The organism is Luteibacter sp. NPDC104163 (assembly GCF_055584245.1).
In genome coordinates this window covers 53,000-77,846 of the sequence record NZ_JBVJMK010000003.1, presented here as the reverse complement: position 1 = coordinate 77,846, position 24,847 = coordinate 53,000, and the positions used below count along the sequence as shown (strand labels likewise).

The window sequence follows — 24,847 nt, the reverse complement described above, 5'->3', positions numbered from 1 at the left end:
GCGGATGAACCGATCCGCTAGCGCGAAGCCGAAGGCGAGCCCGCTCGATCAGTAAGCCAACGTAATGCGCTTGCGCGCGGCGTCGCCTTTTTCCAGCCGGTCCAGCAGGCCGATCGCATAATCCGCCTGTGAGATATGGCTGTTGCCCTGCGCATCCACCAGCAGCTGGTCGCCGCCGACGCGGTACTTGCCTGTGCGCTCACCCGGTTCGATATGCGCCGCCGGGCTGATGAACGTCCAGTCGATGTCCGCCTTGCTCGCACGGAACACGTCCAGCGCCTTCACCATGCCCATCGCCGACGGCTTCCACGCCGGCGGGAAATTCGGGTCGTCGATCACCCGCACGCCCGGCGCCACCTCCAGCGACCCGGCGCCGCCCACCCAGGCGAAACGCTTCACGCCGGCCCTTGCCAGCGTATCCAGCAGCACTTCGGCCTGCTTCGGGACGTTGTCCGGGTTCGGGTCGTTCACACTGGCGATGGCCGCGTCGGCGCCCTGCAGGGCGGCCTCGTAGGTCGACGGGTTGAGCAGGTCGCCCTGCGCCAGCTTCAGGTTCGGGTTCGCCACCGTTACCCGGGTCGGGTCGCGGACGATCGCCGTGACGTGGTGGCCGCGCTCGAGCGCCTCCTGGAGGATGACCTTGCCAATGTTGCCGGTAGCGCCGAACAGGACGATGTTCATGGGGATCCTTGGACCTAGCGTTGGGATGAAGCAAGGATGCGCTTTTCATCGTCGCGCAAAAATGCCCATATGAAGAATTCATCGTAAAGTATGGCTTTACGATAAGCCCGGGCTTCTCCATGGCCACCGATATCAACCTCAACCGCCTGTCGGTCTTCGTCACCCTCGTCCAGGCCGGCTCGTTCACCGCTGCCGCGGAGCAACTGGGCACCACCAAGGCCATGGTCAGCCAGCACCTGGCCCGGCTGGAAGAGGAGGTCGGCATGACCCTGGTCCTTCGCAGCACGCGCAGGATGTCGCTGACCGACGCCGGCGAACGGTTCTACGAGGACTGCGCGCGCGTCATCGCCGATGCGGAAGCCGCGATCACCCGGCTGGGCGAATGCCGCGACACGCCCATGGGCAGCCTGCGCATCGCCGCGGCGGGCGACCATGGGCCGTTCATCGTGGCGCCGGCACTGGCGGAATACGTCCGCCGCTATCCGCAGGTACGGCCCGAGCTGGTCGTCAGTGACACCATCGTGGACCTCATCGCCGAGCGGTTCGACGTGGCGGTGCGCATCGGCTGGCTGCGCGATTCGTCGCTGCGCTCGGCCAAGCTCGCCGACGTCCGGCAATGCCTGGTGGCAACGCCGGCGTATCTCGCGGCCCACGGCACGCCGGCCGCGCCCGGGGAGCTTGCCCACCACCGCTGGATTGCCCTCACCGTGCTGCCATCGCCCACGCGCTGGATCTTCAGCGACGCGTCGGGTGCCAAGGAGGCCGTGCAGGTCGAGGCCGCCGCCAGCGCCAACAGCACGCTTGCCGTGCATGCGCTGGTCATGGCCGGTGTCGGCATGGCCGTCCTGCCCGACTACGTGGCGCACGACGACATCGCCGCGGGCCGGCTGGTCTCGTTGTTACCCGCGTACGAATTGCCGCCAGGCGGCGTCTACGCGGTGTACGCGGGGCAGCCCACCGTGAAGGTACGGGCGTTCATCGACCTGTTGAAGGAGCGGATGCAAAGCGGCAGCCCGGGGATACAAGCCAGCACTGCCTGATGGTGGAACCCTCGGTGCTTCCCCTATGCCCTGGAGCTCCGCCATGCCTCCCTACCCGAACACGGACCGCACACCATGAAGGCCGCATGGATTGCCGACGCGAAGGCCGGGGATCTCAGCATCCGGGTGGGTGAGATCGATGCGCCTGCCCAGGCGGAGGATCGCCTGCTGATCGACGTGGAGGCTGTCGGCCTCACCTTCGCCGAGCCCGGCTGGGTCACCAACGGCACGATGCAGGGGCCCGACGGCACCTGGCGGTCGCTCCCGGTGGTCATCGGTCACGAGTTCGCAGGCACAGTGGCCTATGCGGGGAAGGACACGCAGGGTTTTGCCAGGGGCGATCGCGTGGTCGGCCTGATCGACTTCTGGCGCGATGGTGCCGCCGCGACGCAGGCGAGCGCTCTCCCCTCGGAAGTCGCGGCGCTGCCAGACGAGGTGACCTCGATCGAAGCGAGCACCTTACCCATCGGTGCGCTCACGGCGTGGCAGGCCTACTTCGATCACGCGAAGCTCTTGGCGGGCGAGACCGTCCTGGTCCATGGCGGCGCGGGCGCGGTCGGCACGTTTGCCATCCAGATCGCCAAGGGCGCCGGTGCCCACGTCGTCACCACGGCGCGTGGCGCCGAGGCCGTGCAGTTGTGCCTTGAGCTGGGCGCCGACATCGCGATCGATACCGAGACGCAGCGGTTCGAAGACCACGCGGGCGACGTGGACGTGGTCTTCGATACGGTCGGCCACGACCTGCTGGAGCGCAGCTGGCGTTTCGTCAGGCCCCGGGCCCGGCTGGTGACGATTTCGGGCGAGGCGGAAGACGCGCCGTCGCCGGACCGCGCGGCCGGGCTCGGCATCCAGGCGTACTGGTTCATCGTCCGCCCGGATGCGGCGCAGCTGGCTGAGATCGCCCGTTGGGTCGCGGATTTCCGCATCAAGGTGCAGGTGGACCGGCTGTATCCGCTGGACGATGCCACGCGCGCCTTCGCGGAAGCGCCGGGCCGCAGGAAGAAGGGCAAGACCGTGCTGACGGTGTGACGGCCTTCCCGGGTGGCTTACATCACCTGGTTGCCGAGGCGCAGGTTGATGCCAAGCACGGTCGCGATGATGCGCATGTTCTCGTCATCGCGCGACGAGGTGATCCAGCCGGCGTAGACATCGTCTTCTTCGGCCTCGCGCGACCACAGCGTGTAGCCGCGCTCGTTCAGCGAATCGAACGCGCGCGAGAAGATCTCCGGGCCGTCGATCTCTTCGTGGAACTCATCATCATCCGGGTCGCCGCCCCAGTCGATCTCCACGTCGCTCCAGCGCGACACGAGTTCGTTGATCGCTTCGACGAGGACGCGGGTATCGTCGGCATCCACCTCGAAGCTGGAACGCCAGTCGGTCACCCGTGCCACGATGCCGATGGGATCTTCGTCGCCTTCCTCTTCCGCCGTTTCGCGGTAGGCGGTGAACTGCTGGAGCGCGGCGTCCTCGTCATTCGGATTGATGAGGAGCAGGAGCTGCCAGACGTGCGATTCGGTGTTCTCCTCACCGTCTTCGTCGTCGTGCTCGCGCTCGTTGTCGTAATCGTCGTCGTAGTCGCTCATGGGAGATGCCTCGTCAGTCGGCGCGCATGATGCCACAGGCACCTGTAGCCGTTTTGGCAAAAGTTGCGCAGGCGCGCTTGCACGCGGCTATAGTCCGGCCCATGACCGCACAGACCGACCCGAAGCCCTGGTGGGGCCGCCGCTACCTGAAGGCGCGGCCGCGCCTGCTCACCGGCGTGCTGGTGGCTGCCGCCACCGCTGCTGTGTTGCAGGGGACACGCCTGCCGCACGCGCTGGGCTTCATGCTCGGGTTCGACCTCGGCGCGCTGCTCTACCTTTTCCTCATCGTCCGCACCTTCCGCCACGCCAGCCCCTCGGCCATGCGTGATGAAGCGCGGACCCAGGACGTCGGGCGCTGGAGTACGTTGCTGGCCGGCGTGGTCGTATCGGCGGCGGTGCTGGTCGCGGTCAGCACCGAACTCGAGTCGGCCCAGAAGGGCGGTGCCATCGCCATCGCCATTGCCGCGACGACGTTGATCCTCGCGTGGGCGTTCATGAACACCCTGTTCGCGCTGCACTACGCGCACGGGTTCTACGGCAACTTCGGCGACCAGCACAAAGGCCTGGATTTCCCGGGCGATGACGAACCGGATTACTGGGACTTCGCGTATTTCTCGTTCACGATCGGCATGACCTTCCAGGTCTCCGATGTGCAGATCAGCACCCGCTACCTGCGGCGGATCGCCCTGATGCACAGCGCGATCGCGTTTTTCTTCAACGTGTTCATCATCGCCATCAGCGTGAATATCGCGGCGGGGAAAGCGTAGCGACGGATCAGCGGCGGTGGGCGTGCAGGCACAGGACCACGCTCAGGCCCACGCAAGCCATGGCTACCCACTCGGTCGGCGCGGGCAGGCGTGCCTCCCAGGCGAAGCCGTAGAGCAGCGCAAACAGCGTCTCGAACAGGATCATCTGGCCGACCAGGGTCAGCGGCAGCATGCGGCTCATGCGGTTCCAGAAGCCGTTGCCCAGGATCGAAGCGAAAACCGCCATGCCCGCGCTGATCGCCGCGAAGCGCGTCCACGCGCCCAGCGAATGGGTCCGGCTGTCGAAGTACATGGCGGCGGGGATCAACAGCAGCGATAGGGCCCCGGTCACCAGGCCGGTGAGCAGGTTCCAGTCGTGCGCAGAAACTTGCGGCAGGCGGTGCAGCCAGCGTGCGTTCCTGAGCGCGTAGATCGTCCAGGAAACCAGGGCCGTGACGGCACACGCGAAGCCGGCGAGGCGGCGCCATTCGAAGCTACCTTCGCCCGCCAGCGCCTGCCAGCCGATGCAGACGATCGCGATGGCGCTGAACAACAGCGAAGGCGCAAGGCGGCGTAGCGGCACCGCGCCCTGCGCACGGCTTCCGACCACCGTCACCGCCACGGGCAGGAACCCGATGACCAGCGACGCCATGGCGACACCGCCCCATTGCACGGCGGTCGCGAGCGCTACGTAGTAGACGATGTTCGCCAGCAGGCTCAAGCCGACCAGCGCCCGCCAGTGCCCAGGTTCGAGCCAGGTACGCAAGGCGGGCCAGCGGGGGATGAGCAACACCGCGGAGACAGCGCCATATACGAGGTAGCGACCCGCGGCGAGCTGCAGGCCGGTGAAGTCGCGGGCCAGTTCCGGGGCGATGAATACGGTGCCCCAGAGGGCGCCCGCGATGATGCCGAAGAGAATGCCCAGGGGGATTTGGGTCCTGCCGTCCACGCTGCTTCCTCGAAATACGCGCCGCCATGATCGCAGCGCGCCTCGGCCGGGCGCTTGGCGCGGGCTACGGGATCTTTGACGCCGCCTCGCGTTGCTGGCGGCGGTAGGCGGCCGGGGTGGTGTCCATGGCATCCCGCATCGCGCGGGTCAGGGCGCTCTGGTCGCCGTAGCCGGCGTCGGTCGCGATCGCCGCGATCGGGCGGTCAGTGCGCACCAGCCATTCGCGAACACGTGCGAGGCGTCGTTCGGCGAGCCATGCCCGCGGCGTCGTGCCGAGTTCGGCACGGAACAGCTCGTGCAGGCGGCTGATGCTCAGGTTGGCGTGCGTGGCCATCAGGGCGGCGGTCCACGGCCGGCCGAGGGCCTCTTCGACGGCGGCCAGGGTGGCCTGCAGCCGGCTCAGCGGCCGGGCGCGTTCGCGCCCCAGCGCGTCCAGGAGTAGGGGCACCCACCGGGCCAGGTGCTCCGGGGAATGTGCCTGGTCTTCCACCAGGAGGCGCATGTAGTCGACCAGGGCCGCCGCGGTGGGTGCCAGGGGCACGAACGCCGCCGTGCCGAGCCGGTCGGCAATCCCGTCCGGGATATCGGCGGCGGCCACGTCGAGCACGAGCGAGCGGTTGGGCCGGTCGCCGATGGTGGTGTGCCAGGCACCCGCCGGGACATAGGCCGCGCGGGCCACGTCGAAGCGGCCTTCGCGCCCCGCGATGTCGAGCGTCAGCGAGCCGCGGACGGGCAGGACCAGCTGCGCCCAGGCATGGCGATCGGTGCCTTCGTCACCTTCGTAGGTGCGCAGGCTGAGGTCCGGTTGGGCGGGCAGGGCGGCCATGGGAGCCATTCTAAGCGCAGTTGCCTGCCCATTTTTCTTATTGACGCGATGCGGCAAGGGGGCCATCTTCCGTTCAGCCGTCCAAACGGCAGGGCCCACGCGGCCCGTGACAACGGGGGAATCACCATGAATGTGCCAACCTTTATCCGGGTGACGGGGGTCACCCTGGGCCTTGTGTTCGCCGCCAGCCCGGCATTTGCCCGTGGCGATGACACGCCGCCCGAAAGCTTGTGCGCTGTGCTCGACACGGCCGCCCGCTACGTAGGGACGACCGTCACCGTGCGGGGCATCGCGACCAGCGAAGGCAAGATCACCACCCTGGCCGATGCACAGTGCAAGGGCGGGATCGCGTTGACGATGGATGACAGCAATGGCCGCAAACGCGATGTGCTGAGCTTCCGCCGGATCCTTTCGGAGAAGAACACGCGCGCCGACGCCACCGTGTTCGGCCGCTTCAGCACCACCGGCGATGCCGCCGCGCCGTACTCGATCGACGTGTACAGCGTGCGCGACGTGAAGGAAATGCCGGCCGACGGCAGCTGATCGGCGTAAATGAACTGTGGGAGCGTGCTTGCGCGCGATGGGGCTTGCGTTAACGCCCATCGCGCGCAAGCGCGCTCCCACACATTCAAACCAGCTGCACTTCCACACCCTGCTCGCGTAGCGCGTGCACGGCGTCCTTTGGCGCGGTGGTGTCGGTGATCACCACGTTGAGGCCGCTGATCGGGGTGATGACGGCGAGGCTGCGCTGGCCGAACTTGCTGGCGTCGAGCACGGCGACCACTTCGCGCGAGCACTTCACCATCATGCTGTTGAGGCTCGCCTCCTGCGGGTCGGGCGTGGTCACGCCGACCTTCGGGTCCAGGCCGTCCACGCCGAGGAAGAGCCGATCGGCGGACAGCCGCGACAGTGCGCGTTCCGCATCCGTACCGACCAGTGAATACGAGGTCTGCCGGAGCATGCCGCCGAGCATCATCACCCGCACGGTCGGCAGGCCGCTGAGTTCCAGCGCGATGTTCAGGGCATTGGTGATGACGGTGAGCGAGGTCCACTTGCGCTGGCGGATGCAGCGCGCGATTTCCACGGTGGTGGAACCCGAGTCGAGGATGATGGTTTCGCCATCGGCGACCATCCGTGCCGCGGCATCGCCGATGCGGCGCTTCTCGGCCAGCCGGCGGGTCTCCTTGATCGGCAGCGGCACATCCTGCGGCGAGGGCTCGGCCGGGACGGCACCGCCGTGCGAGCGCTTGGCAAGGCCGGCAAGTTCCAGGGCTTCAAGGTCGCCGCGGATCGTGACGGCGGAGACGCCGTAGCGGGCGACCAGGTCATCGACGGTGACGCGGCCATCCTCACGCAGGAGATCGACGACGGCACGACGGCGTTCTTCGATCAGCAATTTCTTCGGCGGCGCCTTCACGCGTCGTTCGCTCATCTCTTGGCGTTTCAGTCCAGGCGCAGGAGGCGCGCCGCGTTGTCATGGTAGACCTTGCGCAGGATAGCCGAAGACAGGCCCAGGCCGTAGATCGACCAGCGGCCCTGGGGCGGCGTCTCGGCCGGCGCGTAGTCGAAATACTCGTCCTCGGACTCGAGGAAGCGGTAGTAGATCTCGTAGAGCTCATCGCACAGGCGCTGCTGCGGTACGGCGTCGCCATACGGCGGGGGCACGGCATCGGTGCCGAACAGCACGCGATCCTGGAACCGATCGATGAACGCCCGGCTGCGCCGCGGCTGCCGCCCCAGTTCGCCGATCCGGGCGCTGATATCGACGAGCGTGTTGGGGAAGCGGGCCAGCGTGTCGGCGAGATCGTCCAGCCGTTCGCCCTGGTTACCGACATGGAGCAGCACGAAGGTGGTGGCGGGGTGGCGAGCGATGACGCGGTCGCGCGCCGCCATGAGTTCCGCATGCGTGGGGTAATCGCGGCCGTAGAAGGACCAGTCCGGATGCTGGGCCAGCTCTTCGTAGCGCTCGTTGTGCCGGTCGGTTGGCGTGAAGAAGGCCAGCGGATCGGCCGTGTGCAGGAAAACGGGAAGGCCGTGCGCGGCGCAGGTCTCCCACATCGGATCGAAGCGGGGATCGTCCAGCCCCACCAGTGCGCCGGTGTCGATGCCTTCGCGCAGGTAGAGGCCGAGCGTTTTCAGCAGCTTCAGGCCGCGGGCGCCAAGCCGCGCCGCGTCGGCCAGCGCCTCCGCCTGTAGCGCGGGGTAATCGGCCTCGCCGAACAGGTGGAACGAAGGCTCGGTGAGCGTGAGGAAGCGCCCCGGCGCCGCGCGGTCGAAGCGCGCGATTGAGTCTTCCAGCCCCCGGCCCACGCCGCCGGTCAGGTTCACCATGCAGCGGATGCCCTTGCGGTCCATCAGCGGCAGCAAGTCGCCCGGGGTGGTGAACTGCACCATTTCCTCGCCCAGCGACACGCCGCCGCGCGTGCGCTTCATCCAGGTCAGGTGGGTGTGCATGTCGATGACCGGGAAGCGCGGCGTCTCGATGCGGGTGCCCTTGGTGGCGAGCATGCTGCGCGGCGCGAAATCCACCAGGCGCAGGCTCGCATCGACCGGGGCGGTTTCCAGCGGATTCTTGCCCGTGTCACCGCCCGCCGAGGCCCGGGCGGCCGGCGGTGAACAGCACAGGCAGCCGGCCCAGGCCTCGTCGTGGCGGTCGTCAGTCATCGAAGGGCCTTTCAGCGCGAATAGCGTTGCATGATGTCATGCACCTGGCGGGTCAGCGCCACCGCCTGTTCGAACGGGCGCAGCCACATGTTGCGGCCGAACATCACGCCGGTCGCGCCTTGCTGCATGTAGAACTCCACCTTGCGCAGCACCGCGTCGTCATCGTCATTCTTCTCGCCGCCGGAGAACAGCACGATGGTGCGGCCAGCCGAGCGAACGACGCGGGAGGTGCGGCCCGCGGCATCTTCATCGAGCGAGGCGTAGGGGCCCGGCACGCCATCGCGCCGATCATCGGGTTCGTGCAGCTTGACGATATCCGCGCCCACTTCCAGCGCGACGCGCGCGGCATAGTCCTGTGCGTAGAGCGAACCCTTGCCGCCACGCGCATCGATCGCCGCGCCACGCGGGTACGACCACAGCACCAGCGGCATGCCGAAGCGGTCGCAATCCTCGCGTACCTTGCGCAACTGGCGCAGTTCATCGTGCTGGCGCGGCGAACCGACGTACAGCGTATAACCGACCGCATCGGCGCCCAGGCGCACGGCGTCTTCGACCGACGCGAACTGGGGCGACGTGGCGTCGCCATCGCCCGGGATATTGGTCTTGCCGTTGAGCTTCAGGATCAGCGGTACCCGGCCGGCATACTGGCCGATGTACTTCTGCGCCAGGCCGATGCCGAGGGCGATCGCGGAAAAGCCGCCCGCTTCGGCGAGCCGGAACTGGTAATCGGGGTCGAGCGCCGGCGGGTGCGGGAAGAAATCGGTCGGGCCGTGCTCGAGGCCCTGGTCGAGGGGCAGGACGAGCAGGGTGCCGTTGCCCGGCCCGTGGCCGTAGAGCATCCGCTGCAGGCGCGTGCGCTTGCCCGGCGGGAGGTCGAGCGTGGCGAGGGTGGGGGTCTGGTGCGTCGGGGCTTGCATGTCGTGATTCCTCGGGGATACCCTGCAATCGAAAGTTTCGTTATCTTTCGTTTTCAACCTAGCGTAAGTCAAGTCCTTTATGACCGTCCCTTCCAGTGAATCCGTTCCGTCCCTCGCCGGCCTGCGCGGGATGCCCGAGGCCCGCCAGCGGGACCTAGGCTACGCCGACACCCTGCGCGAGATCCTGCAGCAGCCTGCCACGTGGCGTGCCACGGCCGGGTCACAGGGCGCCGCCTTCCGCGTCGCGCTTGATCATGCACTCGGCGGCCGTCCGCCGCAGGTCGTGCTGACGGGCTCGGGCAGTTCGGTGTACGTGGGCGAAGCGCTCGCCCCCGTGTTGCAGGCGGAACTGGGCATCCCGTCGCGGGCGATCCCCGCGGGCGACCTGCTCACGCACCGTGCCGGCGTGCTGCCGGGGCCGGAAGGCCTGCTCATCTCCATCGCGCGCTCCGGCGATAGCCCGGAAAGCGTGGGCGCCGTCGATGCCGTGCTGGCGAGCGCGCCAGGCTGGCGGCACCTCGTCGTGACCTGCAATGCGCATGGCCGGCTCGCCACGCGCTACGCCAGCGAAGCACGCGTCGATGTCATCGTGCTCGATCCGTGCACCAACGACCGTAGCCTGGTGATGACCAGCAGTTTCACCAACATGCTCCTCGCCGGCAGCGCACTGGGCGCGACCCGCCCGGCGGATGGCGCGGCAGCGCTGGTGGAGCGCGTGTTCGACGTGTACGCCGATGCGCTGGCAGCCATCGCCGCGGGCGAACGCGATACCGCGGTATACCTTGGCAGCGCTGGCGCTTATGGCGCGGCGCGCGAATCGGCGTTGAAGATGCTCGAAATGAGCGGTGGCGATACGGTGACCCTTGCCGAAAGCTTCCTGGGCTTCCGCCATGGCCCCATGGCCTGGTTGAACCGGGGCGGCGTCCTGGTCGCGTTCCTGTCGGGTGATGCCGGCATTCGCGCCTATGAAACCGACCTGTTGCGCGAGCTCAACGCCAAGGGGCTCGGCGCCACGCGCGTCGTCGTCGGCCAGGATATCGACCCCGCGCTGGTGGGTGACGGTGGGCTGTCGATTGACCTGCCCGGGTTGTATGCCTTGCCGCCCGCGCAGCAGTTGCTCGTGCACACGGTGGTCGGCCAGCTGTTCGCGTTCTTCCGCTGCCTGCAGCTGGGCCACCGGCCGGATACGCCTTCCGAAGGCGTGCTCACTCGCGTGGTCGGTGAGTTCACGTTGCATGAGGGCGGGGCAGCGTGAGCACGGTCGTCGTCGCTGGCGAGATGAACGTCGACCTGATCCTGACGGGTATCGACGGCGCCCCGGCGTTCGGCACCGAGATGTTGGCCCGTGGCGCGAGCCAGGTGCCTGGCAGCTCGTCCATGATCTGCGCGATGGGCCTTGCCCGGCTGGGCGACGCCGTACGTTTCATCGGCCGCGCGGGTGACGACGAACGCGGACGCTACTGCGTGGCCGCGCTACGCGAGGCGGGCATCGATACCGCCGCGGTCATCATGGACGCGGACCAGGAAACCGGCCTGACCGTGGCACTCTCGGGCGCGCACGATCGCGCGCTGGTGACTTATCCGGGAGCCATCGCGGCGCTGCATGCCAGCGACGTGCGCGACGCCGCGCTCGTGGGTGCGACCCACCTGCACGTGTCGTCGTACTTCCTGCAGACGAACCTCCAGGGAAGCATCGCGGCGCTGTTCGGCCGCGCCCGTGCGGCGGGCCTGAGCGTGTCGCTCGATCCCGGCTTCGATCCGGGCGGCACCTGGGATGCCGGTTTGCTCGAGATCCTCCCCCTCGTCGATGTCTTCCTTCCGAATGCGGTGGAGGCGTGTGCCCTCGCCGGCACGGATGATGTCGAGGCGGCCTTGCACCGGCTGGCCTCGCTCGGCCCGGCCGTGGTGATCAAGCACGGCCGCGAAGGCTGCCTCACGCTCCATGACGGTGCGGTGCTTCGCGTCCCGACGTTCCGTGTCGATGCCATCGATACGACCGGAGCCGGTGACAACTTCAACGCGGGCTTCCTCCACGCTTGGCTGGGCGGCCAGCCCATGGCGAGGTGCCTGCGCTGGGCGGCCGCATGCGGTGCGCTTTCGACACGGGCACTGGGCGGCACGCCGGCGCAGGCGGGCAGGGACGAAGTGCTCGCGCTGCTGGGTGTTTACGCATGATCACCGTTGCCGGCTTCAACAGCGCCATCGATCGGCTGGTCGATGTGTCCGCGTTGCGGGCCGGCACGGTGGTGCGCTCGTCGCCGGCGGATGAGCGCCCCGGTGGCAAAGGCGTGCATGTCGCGCAAACACTAGCCACGCTCGGCGTGCCGGTGACCCTGGTCGGCCTGTGCGATGACGCGCACGCGGCGGAGTTCGGCGAGCGGCTGCGCCTGCGCGGCGTCGCTTTCCGCGCGGTCCGCTCGCCCGTGCCGTTGCGTCAGTGCCTGGCCATTCGCGAGGCGGACGGGCGAATCACCGAGATCCTCGAGCGCAGTGATGACCCCGGCGAGGACACCCGCTTCGTGCTGGACCAGGTGCTGCGCCACTGGGCCGGCGAAAGCGAGGCGGTCGTGTGCACGGGCAGCCTGCCGCCAGGGTTCGATCCGGGGTATTACGCAGGCGTCAGCTCGGAGCTCGCCTTGCCGTGTGCGATCGATGCCAGCGGTGACGCCCTGCGTGCCGCGGCCGAAGCCTCGCCCTGGCTGCTCAAGCCCAATGCGGCCGAAGCGGCCGACCTGCTCGGTGCACCGGTGACGACGCTCGCTGAAGCGATGGCGGTGGCGCGCATGCTCCACGCGCGCGGGGTGCGCCATGCGGTGCTGACGCTAGGCGCCGAGGGTGCCGTCGGGGTCGACGAGCATGGCGCGTGGCAGGCATCGCTGTCCGTCGCGGGCGTGCGCAACGCGGTCGGCTCGGGCGATTGCTTCCTTGGCGGCCTGGTGGCCTCGCTCGTGCGCGGCGAGAGCCTCGCCGATGCCTTGCGCCTGGCCGTGGCCTGTGGCGCGGCCAACGCGCTGGGCGACGAAACGGGATTCATACGGCTCGATACGGTGGACGGCCTGCGGCCGCTCGTCCGTATCGAGGGCATCACCACATAGCAACGGTTCGGGAGAGTGTGGATGGGGAAGGCAGGAATTCGGATGCGTGCGCTGGTCGCCGCCTGTGCGATGACGCTGGCGCCGCTGGCCATGGCGGATACCTTCGGCACGGGCGCGATGACGCTCGCGTGGAAGGTCGCCGACGGCAAGGTGACCGACGTGGTCGCTACCGATCACATCAACCAGCGCGAGCTGCCGATCGCGGTGCCGTTCCAGCTCACGCTCGCCGATGGCAGCGTGCTGGGGCCGGATGCCTTCCGCCTGGAAGGCAAGCCGCATACCACGACGCTGAAGGCGGACCCCAGGGCTTCGCGTGGTGCCGAGCGCCTGCCCGGCAAGGCGCTGCAAGCGCGTTTCACGGACCCCGGGCAGCGCTTCCGCATCGATGTGTCCTGGGTGCAGCGAGACGGTTCCGACTACCTGCGTGAAATCGTGACGATCAGCGCGCTCAAGGCCGATGAACCATTGCGCCGTGTCGACCTGCTGCAGGCGAAGATTGCCGACTCCGAGGTGGTGGGCAGCGTTGATGGCTCGCCGGTGATCTCCGGGCGCGACTGGTTCGGTTTCGAGAACCCGCTGTCGAAGAGCCTGGTGAGCGGCGGCACGAAGGTGCAGCTGTGGGTGGAGCGTGAGCTCCCCCTGCGCAAGGGCACCTCGGTCACGTATTCGGCCGCGCTCGGTGCGACGCACGATAACCAGTTGCGCCGCGATTTCCTCACGTATATCGAGCGCGAACGCGCGCATCCTTACCGCACCTTCCTGCACTACAACTCCTGGTACGACATCGGCTACTTCACGCCGTACACCGAGCAGCAGGCACTGGAGCGCATCCACCACATCGGCGAGGAACTCGCGACGAAGCGTGGGGTGACGCTCGATTCCTTCCTGTTCGACGACGGCTGGGACGACTACAGCGGCAGCTGGGCGTTCAGCAAGGATTTCCCGCACGGCTTCAAGCCGCTGGCCGAAGCCGCGAAAGCGTACGGCGCGGCGCCCGGCATGTGGCTCTCGCCCTGGGGCGGCTATGGCCCGCCCTCGAAGGAGCGTGCGAAGCGGGCGGGTGAAGCCGGTTACGAGATCGTCGACAAGGGCATGGCCCTGTCGGGCCCGAAGTACTACCAGCGCTTCCATGACGTGACCATGGCGCTGGTGAAGGACAACGGCGTCAACCAGTTCAAGTTCGACGGCACCGGCAACGCCAACAAGGTCTTCCCCGGCAGCGTGTTCGATAGCGATTTCGATGCGGCGATCCACCTGATCGACGACCTGCGCGCGGCGAAGCCCGATCTGTTCGTCAACCTGACCACGGGTACGCTCGCGTCGCCGTTCTGGCTGATGTACGCGGACTCGATCTGGCGCGATGGCGAGGACGATGAGCTGGTGGGTGTCGGCAGCAAGCGCGAACGCTGGATCACCTATCGCGACCGCGAGACGTACCACAACATCGTGGAGAAGGGCCCGCTGTTCCCGCTGAATTCGCTGATGCTGCACGGGATCATCTACGCGCGGGAGAACCGCAAGCTCAACACCGACCCGGGGCATGATTTCGCCAACGAGGTGCACTCGTACTTCGGCAGCGGCACGGCATTGCAGGAGCTGTACATCACGCCCGAACTGCTTACGGGCGAGGATTGGGACACGCTGGCCGAGGCGGCGCGCTGGTCGCGCACGAACGCCGGTGTGCTCCGCGATACGCACTGGGTCGGCGGCGATCCAGGCCGGCTCGATGTGTATGGCTGGGCGTCGTGGACGCCGACGAAGGCCATCCTCACGTTGCGAAACCCTTCTGACCAGGCGCAGGCGTTCGTCGTCGACCTGGCGCGGCAACTCGAACTGCCACCGGGCGCGAAACGCCAGTTCCAGGCACGCAGCCCGTGGAAGGCCGATGCCGCGACACCGGCACGCACGCTCGATGCGGATACGCCGACCACGATGACGTTGCAGCCTTTCCAGGTCGTGACACTCGAACTGACACCGTAAGCCATTCACGCCTCCGAGCCACGGGGGCGCCAACCAGGCCGACTTCAGCGATCGCGGGGGCTTCATCGCGAGGGCCGGCTGTTGCCGCCATTCCGGGAAAACCGGGTGGCTAACGAGACGGGGAGAGCAGGGCATGAGGTATCGCAAGCGTGTGCTGGCCGCAGTGATCGCGGCGGGCCTGGCCAGCGGGAGTGCGTTGGCACAATCGACGACGGGCGCGATCAGCGGCCAGGTCGCGCAAGGCGCCGGTGACACGGTGCACATCGAGAGTGGCACGGGCTTCCAGCGTGATGTACCCGTCGATGCGCGAGGGCGCTACGCCATCGCGCAGCTTCCCCTGGGTAACTACACCGTGTCGTTGCGCAAGGCGGGCGCGACGGTGCAGTCGCACGCGAACGTCGCGCTTCGCGTGGGTGCCGCCACCGATGTGTCGTTCGCCGCACCCGTCGCCGCGTCGTCCGAAGGAGCGCAGGAGCTCGCGGGCGTCTCCGTATCGGCCAGCACCCTGCCGCCCATCGACGTGGCCAGCGTCGATTCCCGCACGGTCATCACATCCCAGCAGCTGGCGAAGCTTCCACTGGGCTTCAGCGCCGAGGCGGCGGCGCGCCTCGCTCCGGGCGTGGTCGGCAACGCGGGTGGTTTCACCGGGCCCACGGGGCAGTCGCTGATCAGCTTCGGCGGGTCGGCGGCCAACGAGAACGCGTACTACATCAACGGATTCAATACGACCGATCCGCTGCAGGCGGCCGGTGGCCTGACCTTGCCGTACGGCTCGATCGACCAGCAGGAGGTGTACACCGGCGGCTACAGTGCCCAGTACGGCCGCTCCGACGGCGGCGTGCTGAACATGGTCGGCAAGCGCGGCACCAATGACTGGCACTTCGGCGGCAAGCTGAGCTGGGATCCGGCATCGCTGCGCGCGTCGTACGACAACACGTACTACCAGAACGGCCTTCCCACCGTACCCGTGGCGGGCGACCTGTATACGCCCCGCAGCCGGAACCGGAACTGGAATACGGTCTACGACGCGTACGTCGGTGGCCCGCTGATCAAGGACAAGCTTTTTTTCTTCGCGTCAGGCGAATGGGCGAAGAGCGAAGGCGACCGGCTGGGGACGGTCACATCCACCAGCCCGTATACGTCCTACGAGTACACGATGCCCAAGTGGTACGCCAAGCTGGACTGGAACATCTCCGACAGCAACATCCTCGAGGTGACCGGCGCGTCGAATACGCGCGAGACCCGCGGCGATATCTACCAGTACGACTTCAACACGCTCCAGCGCGGCGAACCGATCGGCCATGCGGACACGATCAAGACGGGCGGCAGCCTGTGGACCGCGAAATATACGGGCTACCTCACCGATTCGCTGACCCTCAGCGCGCAGTACGGCAAGATGCATACGCGCAATTTCGAAGCGCCGGTCGGCTATAACGAAGCGCTGACCTACGTCAGTGGCACCGAGAACCAGAATCCAGCGATCACCGGCGGCACGCCGCGTTCCGCCGGCCAGACGGTATCGAGCATCTACGACCCCAACCAGGGCAACCGCTCGAACAACCTCCGGGTCAGCCTTGCCTGGGCCGTGGGCGATCACACGATCACGGCGGGTATCGATAACCTGCAGTCCACCGCCGAGGACCAGGGCGCACGGACGGCGGGGCCCGGGTACTCATGGTCCTATGGTTTCACCACGTTGCCCGGCAACAGCCCGGCGCCGAGCCTGGGCGTGGCGCCGCCGAACAGCACGGCCGACGGCGCGGGCGGCTACTACGTGATGCGGAATGTGTCGTCCGCCGTGGCGACGGTACGCAGCAGCCAGCGCGCCCAGTACATCGAGGACCAGTGGCAGGTTTCCGACCGCCTGTTGCTCTCGCTGGGGTTACGCAATGACCAGTTCACCAACTACAACAGCGATAGCCAGCCGTACATCGCGCAGACCAAACCGCAGTGGGCACCGCGCCTCGGCTTCAGCTGGGATGTCGACGGTGATGCGTCGTTCAAGGTGTACGGCAATGCAGGCCGCTACTACCTCGGTTCGCCGCTGGCTCCCGCGCTGAGCGCCGCCGCAGGCTACACGAGCACGACGCAGTACTTCACTTATTCGGGCATCGGCGCCGATGGCACGCCTGCCGGGCTCACGGCGTTGTCAGGCCCCGTATCGGCCAATAACGCCTTTGGGGTGCCGCCCGACCCGCGGACGGTGACGGCCAAGGGATTGAAGTCCGAATACCAGGACGAGTACATGCTCGGTTTCAGCAAGAGCATCGACAATCGCTGGGTCTATGGTGCCAAGCTGTCACGACGCGTGCTGCGCACCGGCATCGATGACTTCTGCGACGTCGACCGGATCACGAATGCGGCCGCCGCGCAGGGTATCGACGCGGCGTCGGTGAACAGCTGCTACCTCATCAATCCCGGCAAGGCGAACACGTTTGTCGTGCTGGACGGGCAGGGCAACGCCCACGACGTGAAGCTGAGCAACGTCGAGATGGGCTTCCCGAAGATCAAGCGCAACTACTATGCGCTCGATACGTTCCTCGAGCATCCGTTCGACGGCACGTGGTACGGCCGCGTCGATTACACATACTCACGCAGCTACGGCAACACGGAAGGCCTGACCCAGTCGAACGTCCAGTCGGATGGACCCTCGCAGTCGGAGGATTGGGACTTCCCGGCGCTCATGGTTTACAGCAACGGCTTGCAGGGCAACAACCACAAGCATCAGCTGAAGCTGTACGGGTACTGGCAGATCACGCCGGAGTGGATGGTTTCCGGCAATCTTTCCCTGATCTCCGGCAGCCCCTCCACGTGCCTCGGGCTGTTCGGCGACGACAACAGCGACCCAGCCGGTTACAACTCGAACTACCACTTCTGCGATGGACGCCCGGCACCGCCAGGCTCCACCGGCAACATGCCGTGGCAACGCCAGCTCGACCTGGGCGTGCACTGGACTCCGGCATTCGCCCAGCACCGGCTCGGCCTGAACCTCGATCTGTTCAACGTCACCAACGAACAGGCGACGTTGAGCCTGAATCCGCATTACTACCAGGACGCCACGGCGACGCCGAATCCGCTTTACCGCACGCCGCTTTACCTGCAGGACCCGAGGTACGTGCGGTTCTCGATTACGTACGATTACTGACGCCGCCCCTTTCAGGACTGGGCTTGCGCGCGATGGGTGCTGGAGGAAAACCCATCGCGCGCAAGGGCGCCGAGCAAGGGCCTCTAGCCCAGCGAATGACCGATGTGGCCATCCTCATACTGCCAGAATCCCTCTGCCTCACCGTTCTCGAGCAGGGCGGCAACTTTTCGGATATCCGCGGTGGGTTTCACGTCAACCGCGAACACGGTATGGGCTTCGTTGCTCTCGTAGCTACAGCCGGCCTCGCTTAACGGGTGCCAGTAGCGTTCCCAACGCTTTTCATCGAAGGCTTCGTCGAGCAGGATGCGGAACGTGGAGTGGCCGCCTCTGGCAATCACTCCGGTTACCACGGCCTGGCCGTCGACGACCCTGGCCGAGACCGTATCCTTGTAGCTGTAGCCGTATGCGTAGGTCGGTGAGTTTTCCAGAACAAGGCCGAGTTCCGAGGCGGATGCCCAAAGTCGTTCCGATTCGACACCCCAGGTCGAGGTGTCCTCGATGTCAATTCGAACCTTGATCATGTCAGTCACCGAATTGGGGCACATTATTGTTGTGTGCCGCCTTCCAGCAATAAGGTTGCGTGGAAGGGCCAAGACCGCTATTCGCGAATTGTGCAGCCGAGAAATAACTCGCCCGCGATCGGCATGCTATTCTTTACGTTTCTGCATGCCTCCCGAGACCTTCCCGGTGCTTACGCCACCCTGAAACATCGCCGTTTCGTTATCTGACGGCCGTGGCCTCCCGCCGCGGGGTTGACGCTTGCCGGCCTTTTCCTTCCGGCGCACCAGGAATACCCACCCATGCATACCACCCGTTGGAACCAGCAATGGTTCTTCAACGTGCGTGGCGACGTCCTTTCGGGCCTCGTCGTCGCACTCGCCCTTATCCCTGAAGCCATTGCCTTCTCGATCATCGCGGGCGTCGACCCCAAGGTCGGCCTTTACGCGTCGTTCTCGATGGCGGTGGTGATCGCCTTCGCCGGTGGCCGGCCCGCCATGATCTCGGCGGCAACCGGTGCCATGGCCCTGCTCATGGTCACGCTCGTGAAAGAACACGGGCTGCAGTACCTGTTCTTCACCACGATCTGCACCGGGGTCATCCAGATGGCCATCGGTGCGCTGAAGCTCGGATCACTGATGCGCTTCGTTTCGCGCTCGGTGGTCACCGGCTTCGTCAACGCGTTGGCGATCCTGATCTTCCTCGCCCAGCTGCCTGAGCTGATTGGCGTGCCCTGGCTGGTGTACCCGATGTGCGCCGCCGGTCTCGCGATCATCTACCTGTTTCCGTACATCACCAAGGCCGTGCCTTCGCCGTTGGTCGCGATTGTCGTCCTGACCATCGTTGCGATCGTCTTCCGGATGGACATCCACCGCGTCGGCGACATGGGCGCGCTGCCCGATTCGCTGCCGCATTTCCTGTGGCCGGATGTGCCGCTGAACCTGGAAACGCTGAAGATCGTACTGCCGTACGCGCTGACCATGTCGGTGGTTGGCCTGCTCGAGTCGATGATGACGCTGCAGATCGTCAATGACATGACCGACACCCGCTCGGACAAGAACCGTGAATGCATGGGCCAGGGCCTGGCCAACATCGCCACAGGCCTGATCGGTGGCATGGCCGGCTGCGCCATGATCGGCCAGTCGGTGATCAACGTGAAATCCGGCGGTCGCGGCAGGCTCTCCACCCTGGTAGCGGGCGTGGTCCTGCTGATCCTGGTGGTGTTCGGCGCGCCATGGGTCCGCCAGATCCCGATGGCAGCGCTGGTCGCGGTGATGATCATGGTGTCGCTCAGCACCTTCAGCTGGCGCTCGCTCGCGACGCTGCGTTCGCACCCCACCTCGTCCAGCGTGGTGATGCTTGCGACCGTGGTGGTGACGGTGTGGACGCACGATCTCGCCCGTGGCGTCCTCACCGGCGTACTGCTCTCGGCCGTGTTCTTCGCCACCAAGGTCGGCCGCATGCTGGACGTCGACAGCTCGCTTTCGGCGGACGGCATACGCACATATTCGGTAAAAGGGCAGGTCTTCTTCGCTTCCTCGGATACGTTCGTCGAAGAGTTCGACCTCCGCGAAGACGGGCTTTCAGGCGTGGTCATCGATGTCGAGGAGGCCCATTTCTGGGACCTCACCGCCGTGGGCGCCCTCGACAAGGTCGTCCTGAAATTCCGTGACCTCGGCGTACCCGTGGAGGTGCGCGGCCTCAACCAGGCCAGCGCCACCCTGGTGGGCCGCCTCGGCACGCACGACAAGGAAGGCGCCCGTCCCGCGAGCGGCCACTGACCGCAGTGCCCCGTGGGAGCGCGCTTGCGCGCGATGGTTCCCGCGCAGGCAGGCGCAGAGACACGGCAGGTTTCCGTTCCGTCTCGATATTGCAGAATAGGCGCCGACGTAGTGACGGAGGCTCCCGTGAACATCATCGTGGTCGAGGACGACGAGCGGCTTGGTGCCGCCATCAAGCGCGCGCTGGAGCAGCTGACGCACGCGGTGATGTGGCTGCGCGCGGGTAACGAGGCGCTGGAGGCGCTGCGGCAGGAAGATGTCGACCTGGTGCTGCTGGACCTTGGCCTGCCCAACAAGGATGGCGTGCAGGTCCTTCGCGAGGCGCGCCGCGAGGGCATCCGCACGCCGATCCTGGTGATGACGGCGCGCGACAGCATCGAGTCGCGCGTGGAAGGCCTGGATGCCGGCGCGGATGACTACCTGGTCAAGCCCTTCCATCTCGACGAACTGGCCGCGCGCATCCGCTCGCTGGCCCGTCGCGCGCAGGGCCTGGCCGATAACGTCATCGAGGCGGGACCCCTCCGCCTGGATGTGGGGCGCATGGAACTGACCCGCGATGGCGAGCGGATCGAGCTGACCCGCCGCGAGTTTGCCCTCGTGCACGTGCTGATGGAGCGGGCAGGGCGGATCGTCCGGCGCGAAACGATCGAGCGCTCGGTCTACGGCAACGAGTCCGATGTCGGGCCCAACGCGCTCGAGGTGCTCGTGCACGCCCTGCGCCGGAAGCTGGGGCCGGACAGCATCCGCACGGTTCGCGGCTTCGGCTACATGGTCCCAACGGACGCTGCGTGAGGCCTGGCTCGCTCCAGCGCCGCCTGCGTCGCTACGTGGCGTTCGCCGTGCTCGCGGTGCTGTTGCCGCTCGGGCTGCTCACGGCCTTGCGCACCCTCTCCGAGTTGAACGAACTGTCGGACGTGCGGTTACGCCAGACGGCGGAAACGCTCGACGCGCTGCTCCGCCAGACCGGCGTGGGAGCGCTTTCGAACCAGGCCCTGCTTGAAGCGCTGCCGTCGGTGCCTGTGGTCGCCAACGGTGAAGGACCGGCCTCGACCTTCGAGGCCGAGGTGGGGTACCGGGTGACCGACAAGGATGGCGATCCGCTCCTGGTGACCGAAAACATGCGCGACCTGCCACGCGATCTCGTGGCCGACGGCGTCATCCGTACGTTCGTGGTCCATCGCCGCCTCTGGCACGTGTATACGCGCATGGACCCGACGCTGGGCGTCACCATCAGCGTCGCCGAGCGGCACGATTCCCGACGCGACATGACCAATGCAGTCGCCATGGAGCGGGCGCTGCCTATCCTGGTCGGCCTGCCGCTTCTGTTCATCGCGCTGCGCTGGGCCGTGCGTCGTGGCCTGCGACCGCTCGATACGCTGGCGAACCTGCTGGCCCGTCGGCAGCCGGGTGCCCGCGAGCCGGTCGTGCTCGCGGATTCGCCGCGCGAGATCACGCCGATCGTCGATGCGCTCAACGCGCAGTTCGACAGCATCGAAACCACGCTGGACCGCGAACGGCGCTTCAGCGCGGACGTTGCGCATGAGCTGCGCACGCCGATCGCGGCCACGATGATCAACCTCGACAGCGCCGCCGCGTTTGGCAGTGCCGAGGCCTCACCGGCGACTCTGGCCGATGCGCTGGCCAGCCTGCGCCTGCTTTCGCGGCGCACCGACCAGCTGCTGGTGCTGGCCCACCTGGACGAACATGCCCACTTGCCGGTCAATCGCGTGGATCTCAACGAGGTGACCCGTGAGGTGGTCGCGGAGTGGTCGCCGACTGTGGACTGCACGCGCTTCACGCTGAGCGTGGAGCTGCCGTCGCAGGTGGTCAGCGTGATGGGGTATCCCGCCGCGCTGGCGGCGATGCTGCGCAACCTGCTGGAGAATGCGGCACGCCACGCACCGCCCGGTGGCCGCGTGATGCTGGTCCTGGCGGCACGCGACGGCGAGGCGCACATCGACGTGATCGACGATGGCCCGGGTATTCCGCCGGAACGGCGCACGGCGGTGTTCGCCCGCTTCCATCGCGAAGCGACCGGCCTTGGCGATGGCTTCGGCGTGGGCCTGTCGATCGTGCAGCGCGTCGCCCAGTTACATGCCGCGCAGGTCAGCCTGGAGGATGCGCCGTGGGGGCACGGGCTGCGGGTGCACGTGCGCATGCCGCTGGCCCGCTAGTTTTCGTGCTAACGCCGTTGTGGGAGCGTGCTGTGGGAGCGTGCTGTGGGAGCGTGCTTGCACGCGATGGGTGCTCGTCGCAAGCACCCATCGCGCGCAAGCGCGCTCCCACAGCGAACTCCCACAGCGAACTCCCACAGCACGCTCCCACAACGTTCCTACAACGGCTTTAGCAACGTCGCGACGCGCCGCGCGGTCTGCTCCGCACCCGCTTCATCACACGTGATGCCCGCATTACCCGCGCCATACGGCGCATAACGCTTCGGGTCGGTGCGGTTGAACAGGCCGATGGTGGTGGCGCGCGTGGCGGCGGCGAGGTGCATCACGCCGCAGTCGGCGCTGATGTACACGCCGGCGGCCTCGATGAACGCTGCAAGCTTGCGCGCATCGCTGGTGAAATAGGTCGGGTACGCATTATCCAGCCGCGACAGGCCATCCGCGGCAACCAGTTCCACGACGCGGTGTTCGCCGATGCGCTCGAACAGTGCCGCGAGGAACTGCTGCCACCATCGCGCATCCTGGCATTTGGCGCCCGTGGCGTTGGGGAAGATCGCCATCACCGGCGCCATGCCGTCATGGCCGGCATCGAGCACGCGGTGCAGCGTCGCGGCGCCCTTCGCACGCTCCGCGTCGCCCAGGCGCAGGTCGAGCATCGGCCACTCGCCACCCTGGACACCGAGTGCCTCACGCAGCGCATGTACGGGGCGCGCCGCGAAATGCGCCGGTGCATCGGGTGTGGCGTCCATGCGCACCTGGTAGCGGGCGCGGGCAAGTGCCGCGGCCACACGGCCGGAGGATGAGCCCGAGGCGGCATCGATCACCAGGTCATAGCGTTTCGCGCGCAGGCGGCCGAGCGTGCGCAACGTGGCGAGCGGGTGGCGCAGCGCGCGGCGATCGAGCAGGAACAACTCGCCAACGGACGAAAAGCCGGCAAACACGCCGCGTGCAGCACCACCGGATGCAAGCAGGTCCACTTCCGCGCCAGGGAACCGCGCCTCGAGCTCGGCGAGCAGGGGCGTCACCATCAACGTATTGCCGAGGCGGTGGTTGGGCCGGCAGACCAGGATGCGCTGCATGCCGGTACGCGGAAGCTGGCCCGGTGCCACGACATTCGGCGCGTCTGGAAAAGCCCGGCGCACGAACCACGCCACGGCCGCGCGGCGGAAGGCTTGCAGGCGGCCGTGCATGGGCGCGCGCTTGCCTTCCGTGGCAGCCGTGGAACGGTTGGTGGCGACGATCGAGGACATGCGCATTCCGTGGGGCACCCGTGGGGCGGGCAATGCGCACACCTTGCCGAACGGACCTTAGAGCCTCCTGTCAGCCAGATGACGGGAGGCTTACTTAGCCTAGTCTTAGCTGAGTGCCCGCCGACGGACGCGCCATGGCCTTCAACAGCGGCAGCAGGTCGCGGGTCGCCTCGTGGTGCGTCGGCGTGTCGGTATCGTCGATGAGCTGGCCCACCATGTACTTGCGCACGCGGGTGTCCTGGCTCGCATCGTGGCTGACGCTAGCGGAGACGAGCTTCCCCTTCGCATACCCGATATCCGTGCTCGCATGTGCCGAGTCGTCGATCTCGGTGTAGTTGTAGTTCTGCGACCCCAGCTGATTGGTGAGATGCAGCGCGGTATCCGCCCACGGCGAGGTGTGGAATCTCGCCGTGAGGTGGCTCGACAGCGATTGGCTGATGTGGCGGTCACTGGCGTTGCGGCCACTAAGCGCCGTCGACTGCGACAGCTCGTAGTTGAAGGTATCCCGCTCGCCGCTGCGCATCGGATTGGGTGAGCTGCCGGCCTGCGCGATCGACGCCTGGAAGTCGGCCAGGCCGGTCAGCAGCGCGTGATCGGTGCTGGAAAGATCGCGCGTCGTGCCGCGCGTGCTCGCATCAGCGGGCGATGGCGGGTAGTGGCTGTTGAGCTGGCTGAAGCCATCCTTGAACAGCGCGACGAGCGACGTATCGGCATGGCCGCGCGTCGCGGCCGCGTCGATCTGGTCGAGCGTATTGGCGATTGATGCTTCGCGCTGGGCGCGGTTGCCCCACGTCGCCGGCTGGCTCATGTCCAGCCCCAGCGAAAGGGACCCTGCGGCACCGGCGATCTTCAGCGTGCGGCTGTTGCTGCCCGCATGCAGGTCGATCGTTTCGTGGACGCCCGGGGCGGTTGCGACCGTGGCGCTCAGGTCGACGCCAGTGAGCACCGACGGATCGGCGGCCATCAAGCCATCGAGCGACAACGTGGGCGGCTGCTTGCTGAGTCCGTCGACGGCATCCTGGAAGGCGCGGGCCAATCCGGCGACAGCCTTCTTTTCGCCCTCGGAGAGCGTGCGATCCGAATTCAATGCAACGGAGAGCCCGTCGGCCGTCGCGCTCAGTGCCAGCTTGACCGTGGCGCCGCTTGCGGTGTGGATGCCCAGGCTGATGGTGCTGTCCGCGCGGGTAGCGCCGGAGACGCTGGAGCTGAAATTGGCGCCTTCGGTCGTGAAGCGACCAAGCAGGGCCTGGCCGAGACCGGCGAAAACGCTACCTGCCTGGCCTGGGGTGCCGTTGCGTGCGAGCAATGCGCCGATCGCATCGTCGGAAGAAGGGTCCACCGTGGTTTTCGACGCGTCGGTATACGTCGGGTCGGTCGCCGGCGGCGAGCTCTCGAACACGACGGAGGGCTTTGCCGACGCGAGCGACGACACAGCCGGGCGCGTCGCCAGGGCGACGATCCGGTCCTGCCACGAAGGTGCGGCGGGTGCGGCGGGGGTCTTCAGCAGCAGGGGATTCACAA

The 24,847-nt window shown here is 67.1% G+C and carries 22 protein-coding genes; 12 read left to right on the top strand and 10 right to left on the bottom strand.

What is annotated here, in order from left to right; translation table 11 throughout:
* Positions 1-48: 48 nt before the first annotated feature.
* Positions 49-681 (bottom strand): NAD(P)-dependent oxidoreductase, encoded by a 633-nt coding sequence (locus ACZ6YI_RS05035; RefSeq protein ID WP_465777687.1) that lies wholly within the window; start codon positions 679-681, stop codon positions 49-51.
* Between the two features lie 119 nt (positions 682-800).
* Between ACZ6YI_RS05035 and ACZ6YI_RS05030 the strand changes: the two genes are divergently transcribed.
* Both ACZ6YI_RS05030 and ACZ6YI_RS05025 read left to right on the top strand, forming a co-directional pair.
* Positions 801-1,721, top strand: a complete 921-nt coding sequence (locus ACZ6YI_RS05030) for a LysR family transcriptional regulator (protein WP_465777686.1) — start codon at positions 801-803, stop codon at positions 1,719-1,721.
* 75 nt (positions 1,722-1,796) lie between these two features.
* Positions 1,797-2,750: an NADP-dependent oxidoreductase gene (locus ACZ6YI_RS05025; protein WP_465777685.1), complete on the top strand. Its 954-nt coding sequence runs from the start codon at positions 1,797-1,799 to the stop codon at positions 2,748-2,750.
* A gap of 17 nt (positions 2,751-2,767) precedes the next feature.
* Here the strand turns inward: ACZ6YI_RS05025 and ACZ6YI_RS05020 are convergent, their stop codons facing one another.
* Positions 2,768-3,304, bottom strand: coding sequence for a DUF6630 family protein (locus tag ACZ6YI_RS05020; RefSeq protein WP_440330039.1), 537 nt, complete (start codon positions 3,302-3,304; stop codon positions 2,768-2,770).
* A 101-nt stretch (positions 3,305-3,405) separates the two neighbouring features.
* Here ACZ6YI_RS05020 and ACZ6YI_RS05015 point away from each other — a divergent pair, with 101 nt between their 5' ends.
* The gene (locus ACZ6YI_RS05015) at positions 3,406-4,071 is read left to right on the top strand and encodes a DUF1345 domain-containing protein (RefSeq protein ID WP_465777684.1); all 666 of its coding nucleotides are present in this window, start codon (positions 3,406-3,408) and stop codon (positions 4,069-4,071) included.
* A 7-nt stretch (positions 4,072-4,078) separates the two neighbouring features.
* Here the strand turns inward: ACZ6YI_RS05015 and ACZ6YI_RS05010 are convergent, their stop codons facing one another.
* Together ACZ6YI_RS05010 and ACZ6YI_RS05005 are read right to left on the bottom strand one after the other, a co-directional pair.
* Entirely contained in the window at positions 4,079-4,999 is a 921-nt protein-coding gene (locus ACZ6YI_RS05010; protein WP_465777683.1) for a DMT family transporter, read from the bottom strand.
* Positions 5,000-5,063: 64 nt separating this feature from the next.
* The gene (locus ACZ6YI_RS05005; protein ID WP_465777682.1) at positions 5,064-5,825 is read right to left on the bottom strand and encodes a helix-turn-helix transcriptional regulator; all 762 of its coding nucleotides are present in this window, start codon (positions 5,823-5,825) and stop codon (positions 5,064-5,066) included.
* Positions 5,826-5,951: 126 nt separating this feature from the next.
* Between ACZ6YI_RS05005 and ACZ6YI_RS05000 the strand changes: the two genes are divergently transcribed.
* Positions 5,952-6,368, top strand: coding sequence for a hypothetical protein (locus ACZ6YI_RS05000; RefSeq protein ID WP_440330045.1), 417 nt, complete (start codon positions 5,952-5,954; stop codon positions 6,366-6,368).
* A gap of 85 nt (positions 6,369-6,453) precedes the next feature.
* Here the strand turns inward: ACZ6YI_RS05000 and agaR are convergent, their stop codons facing one another.
* The 3 genes from agaR to ACZ6YI_RS04985 are packed head-to-tail and all read right to left on the bottom strand — an operon-like array spanning position 6,454 to position 9,406.
* A complete protein-coding gene (gene agaR / locus ACZ6YI_RS04995) occupies positions 6,454-7,257 on the bottom strand; it encodes a transcriptional repressor AgaR (RefSeq protein ID WP_440324191.1) in 804 nt (267 codons plus the stop codon).
* A gap of 11 nt (positions 7,258-7,268) precedes the next feature.
* Complete coding sequence (locus ACZ6YI_RS04990; protein WP_465777681.1) at positions 7,269-8,489, bottom strand: amidohydrolase family protein; 1,221 nt, start codon at positions 8,487-8,489, stop codon at positions 7,269-7,271.
* 11 nt (positions 8,490-8,500) lie between these two features.
* The gene (locus ACZ6YI_RS04985) at positions 8,501-9,406 is read right to left on the bottom strand and encodes a class I fructose-bisphosphate aldolase (RefSeq protein ID WP_440324188.1); all 906 of its coding nucleotides are present in this window, start codon (positions 9,404-9,406) and stop codon (positions 8,501-8,503) included.
* Positions 9,407-9,485: 79 nt separating this feature from the next.
* Between ACZ6YI_RS04985 and ACZ6YI_RS04980 the strand changes: the two genes are divergently transcribed.
* The 5 genes from ACZ6YI_RS04980 to ACZ6YI_RS04960 all read left to right on the top strand — a co-directional run bounded on the left by ACZ6YI_RS04980 (position 9,486) and on the right by ACZ6YI_RS04960 (position 17,626).
* A complete protein-coding gene (locus ACZ6YI_RS04980; RefSeq protein WP_465777680.1) occupies positions 9,486-10,661 on the top strand; it encodes an SIS domain-containing protein in 1,176 nt (391 codons plus the stop codon).
* Positions 10,658-11,581 (top strand): carbohydrate kinase family protein, encoded by a 924-nt coding sequence (locus ACZ6YI_RS04975; protein ID WP_465777679.1) that lies wholly within the window; start codon positions 10,658-10,660, stop codon positions 11,579-11,581. Before ACZ6YI_RS04980 ends, ACZ6YI_RS04975 begins: the two co-directional genes overlap by 4 nt.
* Positions 11,578-12,501: a 1-phosphofructokinase family hexose kinase gene (locus ACZ6YI_RS04970; protein WP_465777678.1), complete on the top strand. Its 924-nt coding sequence runs from the start codon at positions 11,578-11,580 to the stop codon at positions 12,499-12,501. The genes ACZ6YI_RS04975 and ACZ6YI_RS04970 overlap by 4 nt, the downstream gene beginning before the upstream one ends.
* A 42-nt stretch (positions 12,502-12,543) precedes the next feature.
* Positions 12,544-14,481: an alpha-galactosidase gene (locus ACZ6YI_RS04965; protein ID WP_465777677.1), complete on the top strand. Its 1,938-nt coding sequence runs from the start codon at positions 12,544-12,546 to the stop codon at positions 14,479-14,481.
* A gap of 133 nt (positions 14,482-14,614) precedes the next feature.
* Positions 14,615-17,626 carry an outer membrane beta-barrel protein gene (locus ACZ6YI_RS04960; RefSeq protein WP_465777676.1) on the top strand — a complete coding sequence of 1,004 codons (3,012 nt, stop codon included), beginning with the start codon at positions 14,615-14,617 and terminating at the stop codon, positions 17,624-17,626.
* An 83-nt stretch (positions 17,627-17,709) separates the two neighbouring features.
* Here ACZ6YI_RS04960 and ACZ6YI_RS04955 read toward each other — a convergent pair whose 3' ends face one another.
* On the bottom strand, positions 17,710-18,147 hold the full coding sequence (locus ACZ6YI_RS04955; protein WP_465777675.1) for a DUF4265 domain-containing protein: 438 nt from the start codon (positions 18,145-18,147) through the stop codon (positions 17,710-17,712).
* Positions 18,148-18,426: 279 nt separating this feature from the next.
* On the opposite strand from ACZ6YI_RS04955, the gene ACZ6YI_RS04950 reads away from it, so the two are divergent.
* From ACZ6YI_RS04950 to ACZ6YI_RS04940, 3 genes are all read left to right on the top strand, one after another.
* Positions 18,427-19,905, top strand: coding sequence for a SulP family inorganic anion transporter (locus ACZ6YI_RS04950; protein WP_465777674.1), 1,479 nt, complete (start codon positions 18,427-18,429; stop codon positions 19,903-19,905).
* Between the two features lie 126 nt (positions 19,906-20,031).
* Positions 20,032-20,697 carry a response regulator gene (locus ACZ6YI_RS04945; protein ID WP_465777673.1) on the top strand — a complete coding sequence of 222 codons (666 nt, stop codon included), beginning with the start codon at positions 20,032-20,034 and terminating at the stop codon, positions 20,695-20,697.
* Positions 20,694-22,079, top strand: coding sequence for an ATP-binding protein (locus tag ACZ6YI_RS04940; RefSeq protein ID WP_465777672.1), 1,386 nt, complete (start codon positions 20,694-20,696; stop codon positions 22,077-22,079). Before ACZ6YI_RS04945 ends, ACZ6YI_RS04940 begins: the two co-directional genes overlap by 4 nt.
* A 158-nt stretch (positions 22,080-22,237) precedes the next feature.
* On the opposite strand, the gene ACZ6YI_RS04935 is transcribed toward ACZ6YI_RS04940, so the two are convergent.
* Both ACZ6YI_RS04935 and ACZ6YI_RS04930 read right to left on the bottom strand, forming a co-directional pair.
* Positions 22,238-23,326: a glycosyltransferase family 9 protein gene (locus ACZ6YI_RS04935; protein ID WP_465777671.1), complete on the bottom strand. Its 1,089-nt coding sequence runs from the start codon at positions 23,324-23,326 to the stop codon at positions 22,238-22,240.
* Positions 23,327-23,420: 94 nt separating this feature from the next.
* Positions 23,421-24,845 (bottom strand): hypothetical protein, encoded by a 1,425-nt coding sequence (locus tag ACZ6YI_RS04930; protein WP_465777670.1) that lies wholly within the window; start codon positions 24,843-24,845, stop codon positions 23,421-23,423.
* Between the last annotated feature and the right edge of the window lie 2 nt (positions 24,846-24,847).

What these genes read in the sequence shown, in the direction of transcription:
- ACZ6YI_RS05025 (WP_465777685.1), top strand. Translation starts at nt 1,797, where the DNA reads ATGAAGGCCGCATGGATTGCCGACGCGAAGGCCGGGGATCTCAGCATC.
- ACZ6YI_RS04985 (WP_440324188.1), bottom strand. Translation starts at nt 9,406, where the DNA reads ATGCAAGCCCCGACGCACCAGACCCCCACCCTCGCCACGCTCGACCTC.
- ACZ6YI_RS04950 (WP_465777674.1), top strand. Translation starts at nt 18,427, where the DNA reads ATGCATACCACCCGTTGGAACCAGCAATGGTTCTTCAACGTGCGTGGC.
- ACZ6YI_RS05005 (WP_465777682.1), bottom strand. Translation starts at nt 5,825, where the DNA reads ATGGCCGCCCTGCCCGCCCAACCGGACCTCAGCCTGCGCACCTACGAA.
- ACZ6YI_RS05035 (WP_465777687.1), bottom strand. Translation starts at nt 681, where the DNA reads ATGAACATCGTCCTGTTCGGCGCTACCGGCAACATTGGCAAGGTCATC.
- ACZ6YI_RS05020 (WP_440330039.1), bottom strand. Translation starts at nt 3,304, where the DNA reads ATGAGCGACTACGACGACGATTACGACAACGAGCGCGAGCACGACGAC.
- ACZ6YI_RS04970 (WP_465777678.1), top strand. Translation starts at nt 11,578, where the DNA reads ATGATCACCGTTGCCGGCTTCAACAGCGCCATCGATCGGCTGGTCGAT.
- agaR (WP_440324191.1), bottom strand. Translation starts at nt 7,257, where the DNA reads ATGAGCGAACGACGCGTGAAGGCGCCGCCGAAGAAATTGCTGATCGAA.
- ACZ6YI_RS05015 (WP_465777684.1), top strand. Translation starts at nt 3,406, where the DNA reads ATGACCGCACAGACCGACCCGAAGCCCTGGTGGGGCCGCCGCTACCTG.
- ACZ6YI_RS04965 (WP_465777677.1), top strand. Translation starts at nt 12,544, where the DNA reads ATGCGTGCGCTGGTCGCCGCCTGTGCGATGACGCTGGCGCCGCTGGCC.
- ACZ6YI_RS05030 (WP_465777686.1), top strand. Translation starts at nt 801, where the DNA reads ATGGCCACCGATATCAACCTCAACCGCCTGTCGGTCTTCGTCACCCTC.
- ACZ6YI_RS05000 (WP_440330045.1), top strand. Translation starts at nt 5,952, where the DNA reads ATGAATGTGCCAACCTTTATCCGGGTGACGGGGGTCACCCTGGGCCTT.
- ACZ6YI_RS04990 (WP_465777681.1), bottom strand. Translation starts at nt 8,489, where the DNA reads ATGACTGACGACCGCCACGACGAGGCCTGGGCCGGCTGCCTGTGCTGT.
- ACZ6YI_RS04980 (WP_465777680.1), top strand. Translation starts at nt 9,486, where the DNA reads ATGACCGTCCCTTCCAGTGAATCCGTTCCGTCCCTCGCCGGCCTGCGC.
- ACZ6YI_RS04960 (WP_465777676.1), top strand. Translation starts at nt 14,615, where the DNA reads ATGAGGTATCGCAAGCGTGTGCTGGCCGCAGTGATCGCGGCGGGCCTG.
- ACZ6YI_RS04955 (WP_465777675.1), bottom strand. Translation starts at nt 18,147, where the DNA reads ATGATCAAGGTTCGAATTGACATCGAGGACACCTCGACCTGGGGTGTC.
- ACZ6YI_RS04935 (WP_465777671.1), bottom strand. Translation starts at nt 23,326, where the DNA reads ATGTCCTCGATCGTCGCCACCAACCGTTCCACGGCTGCCACGGAAGGC.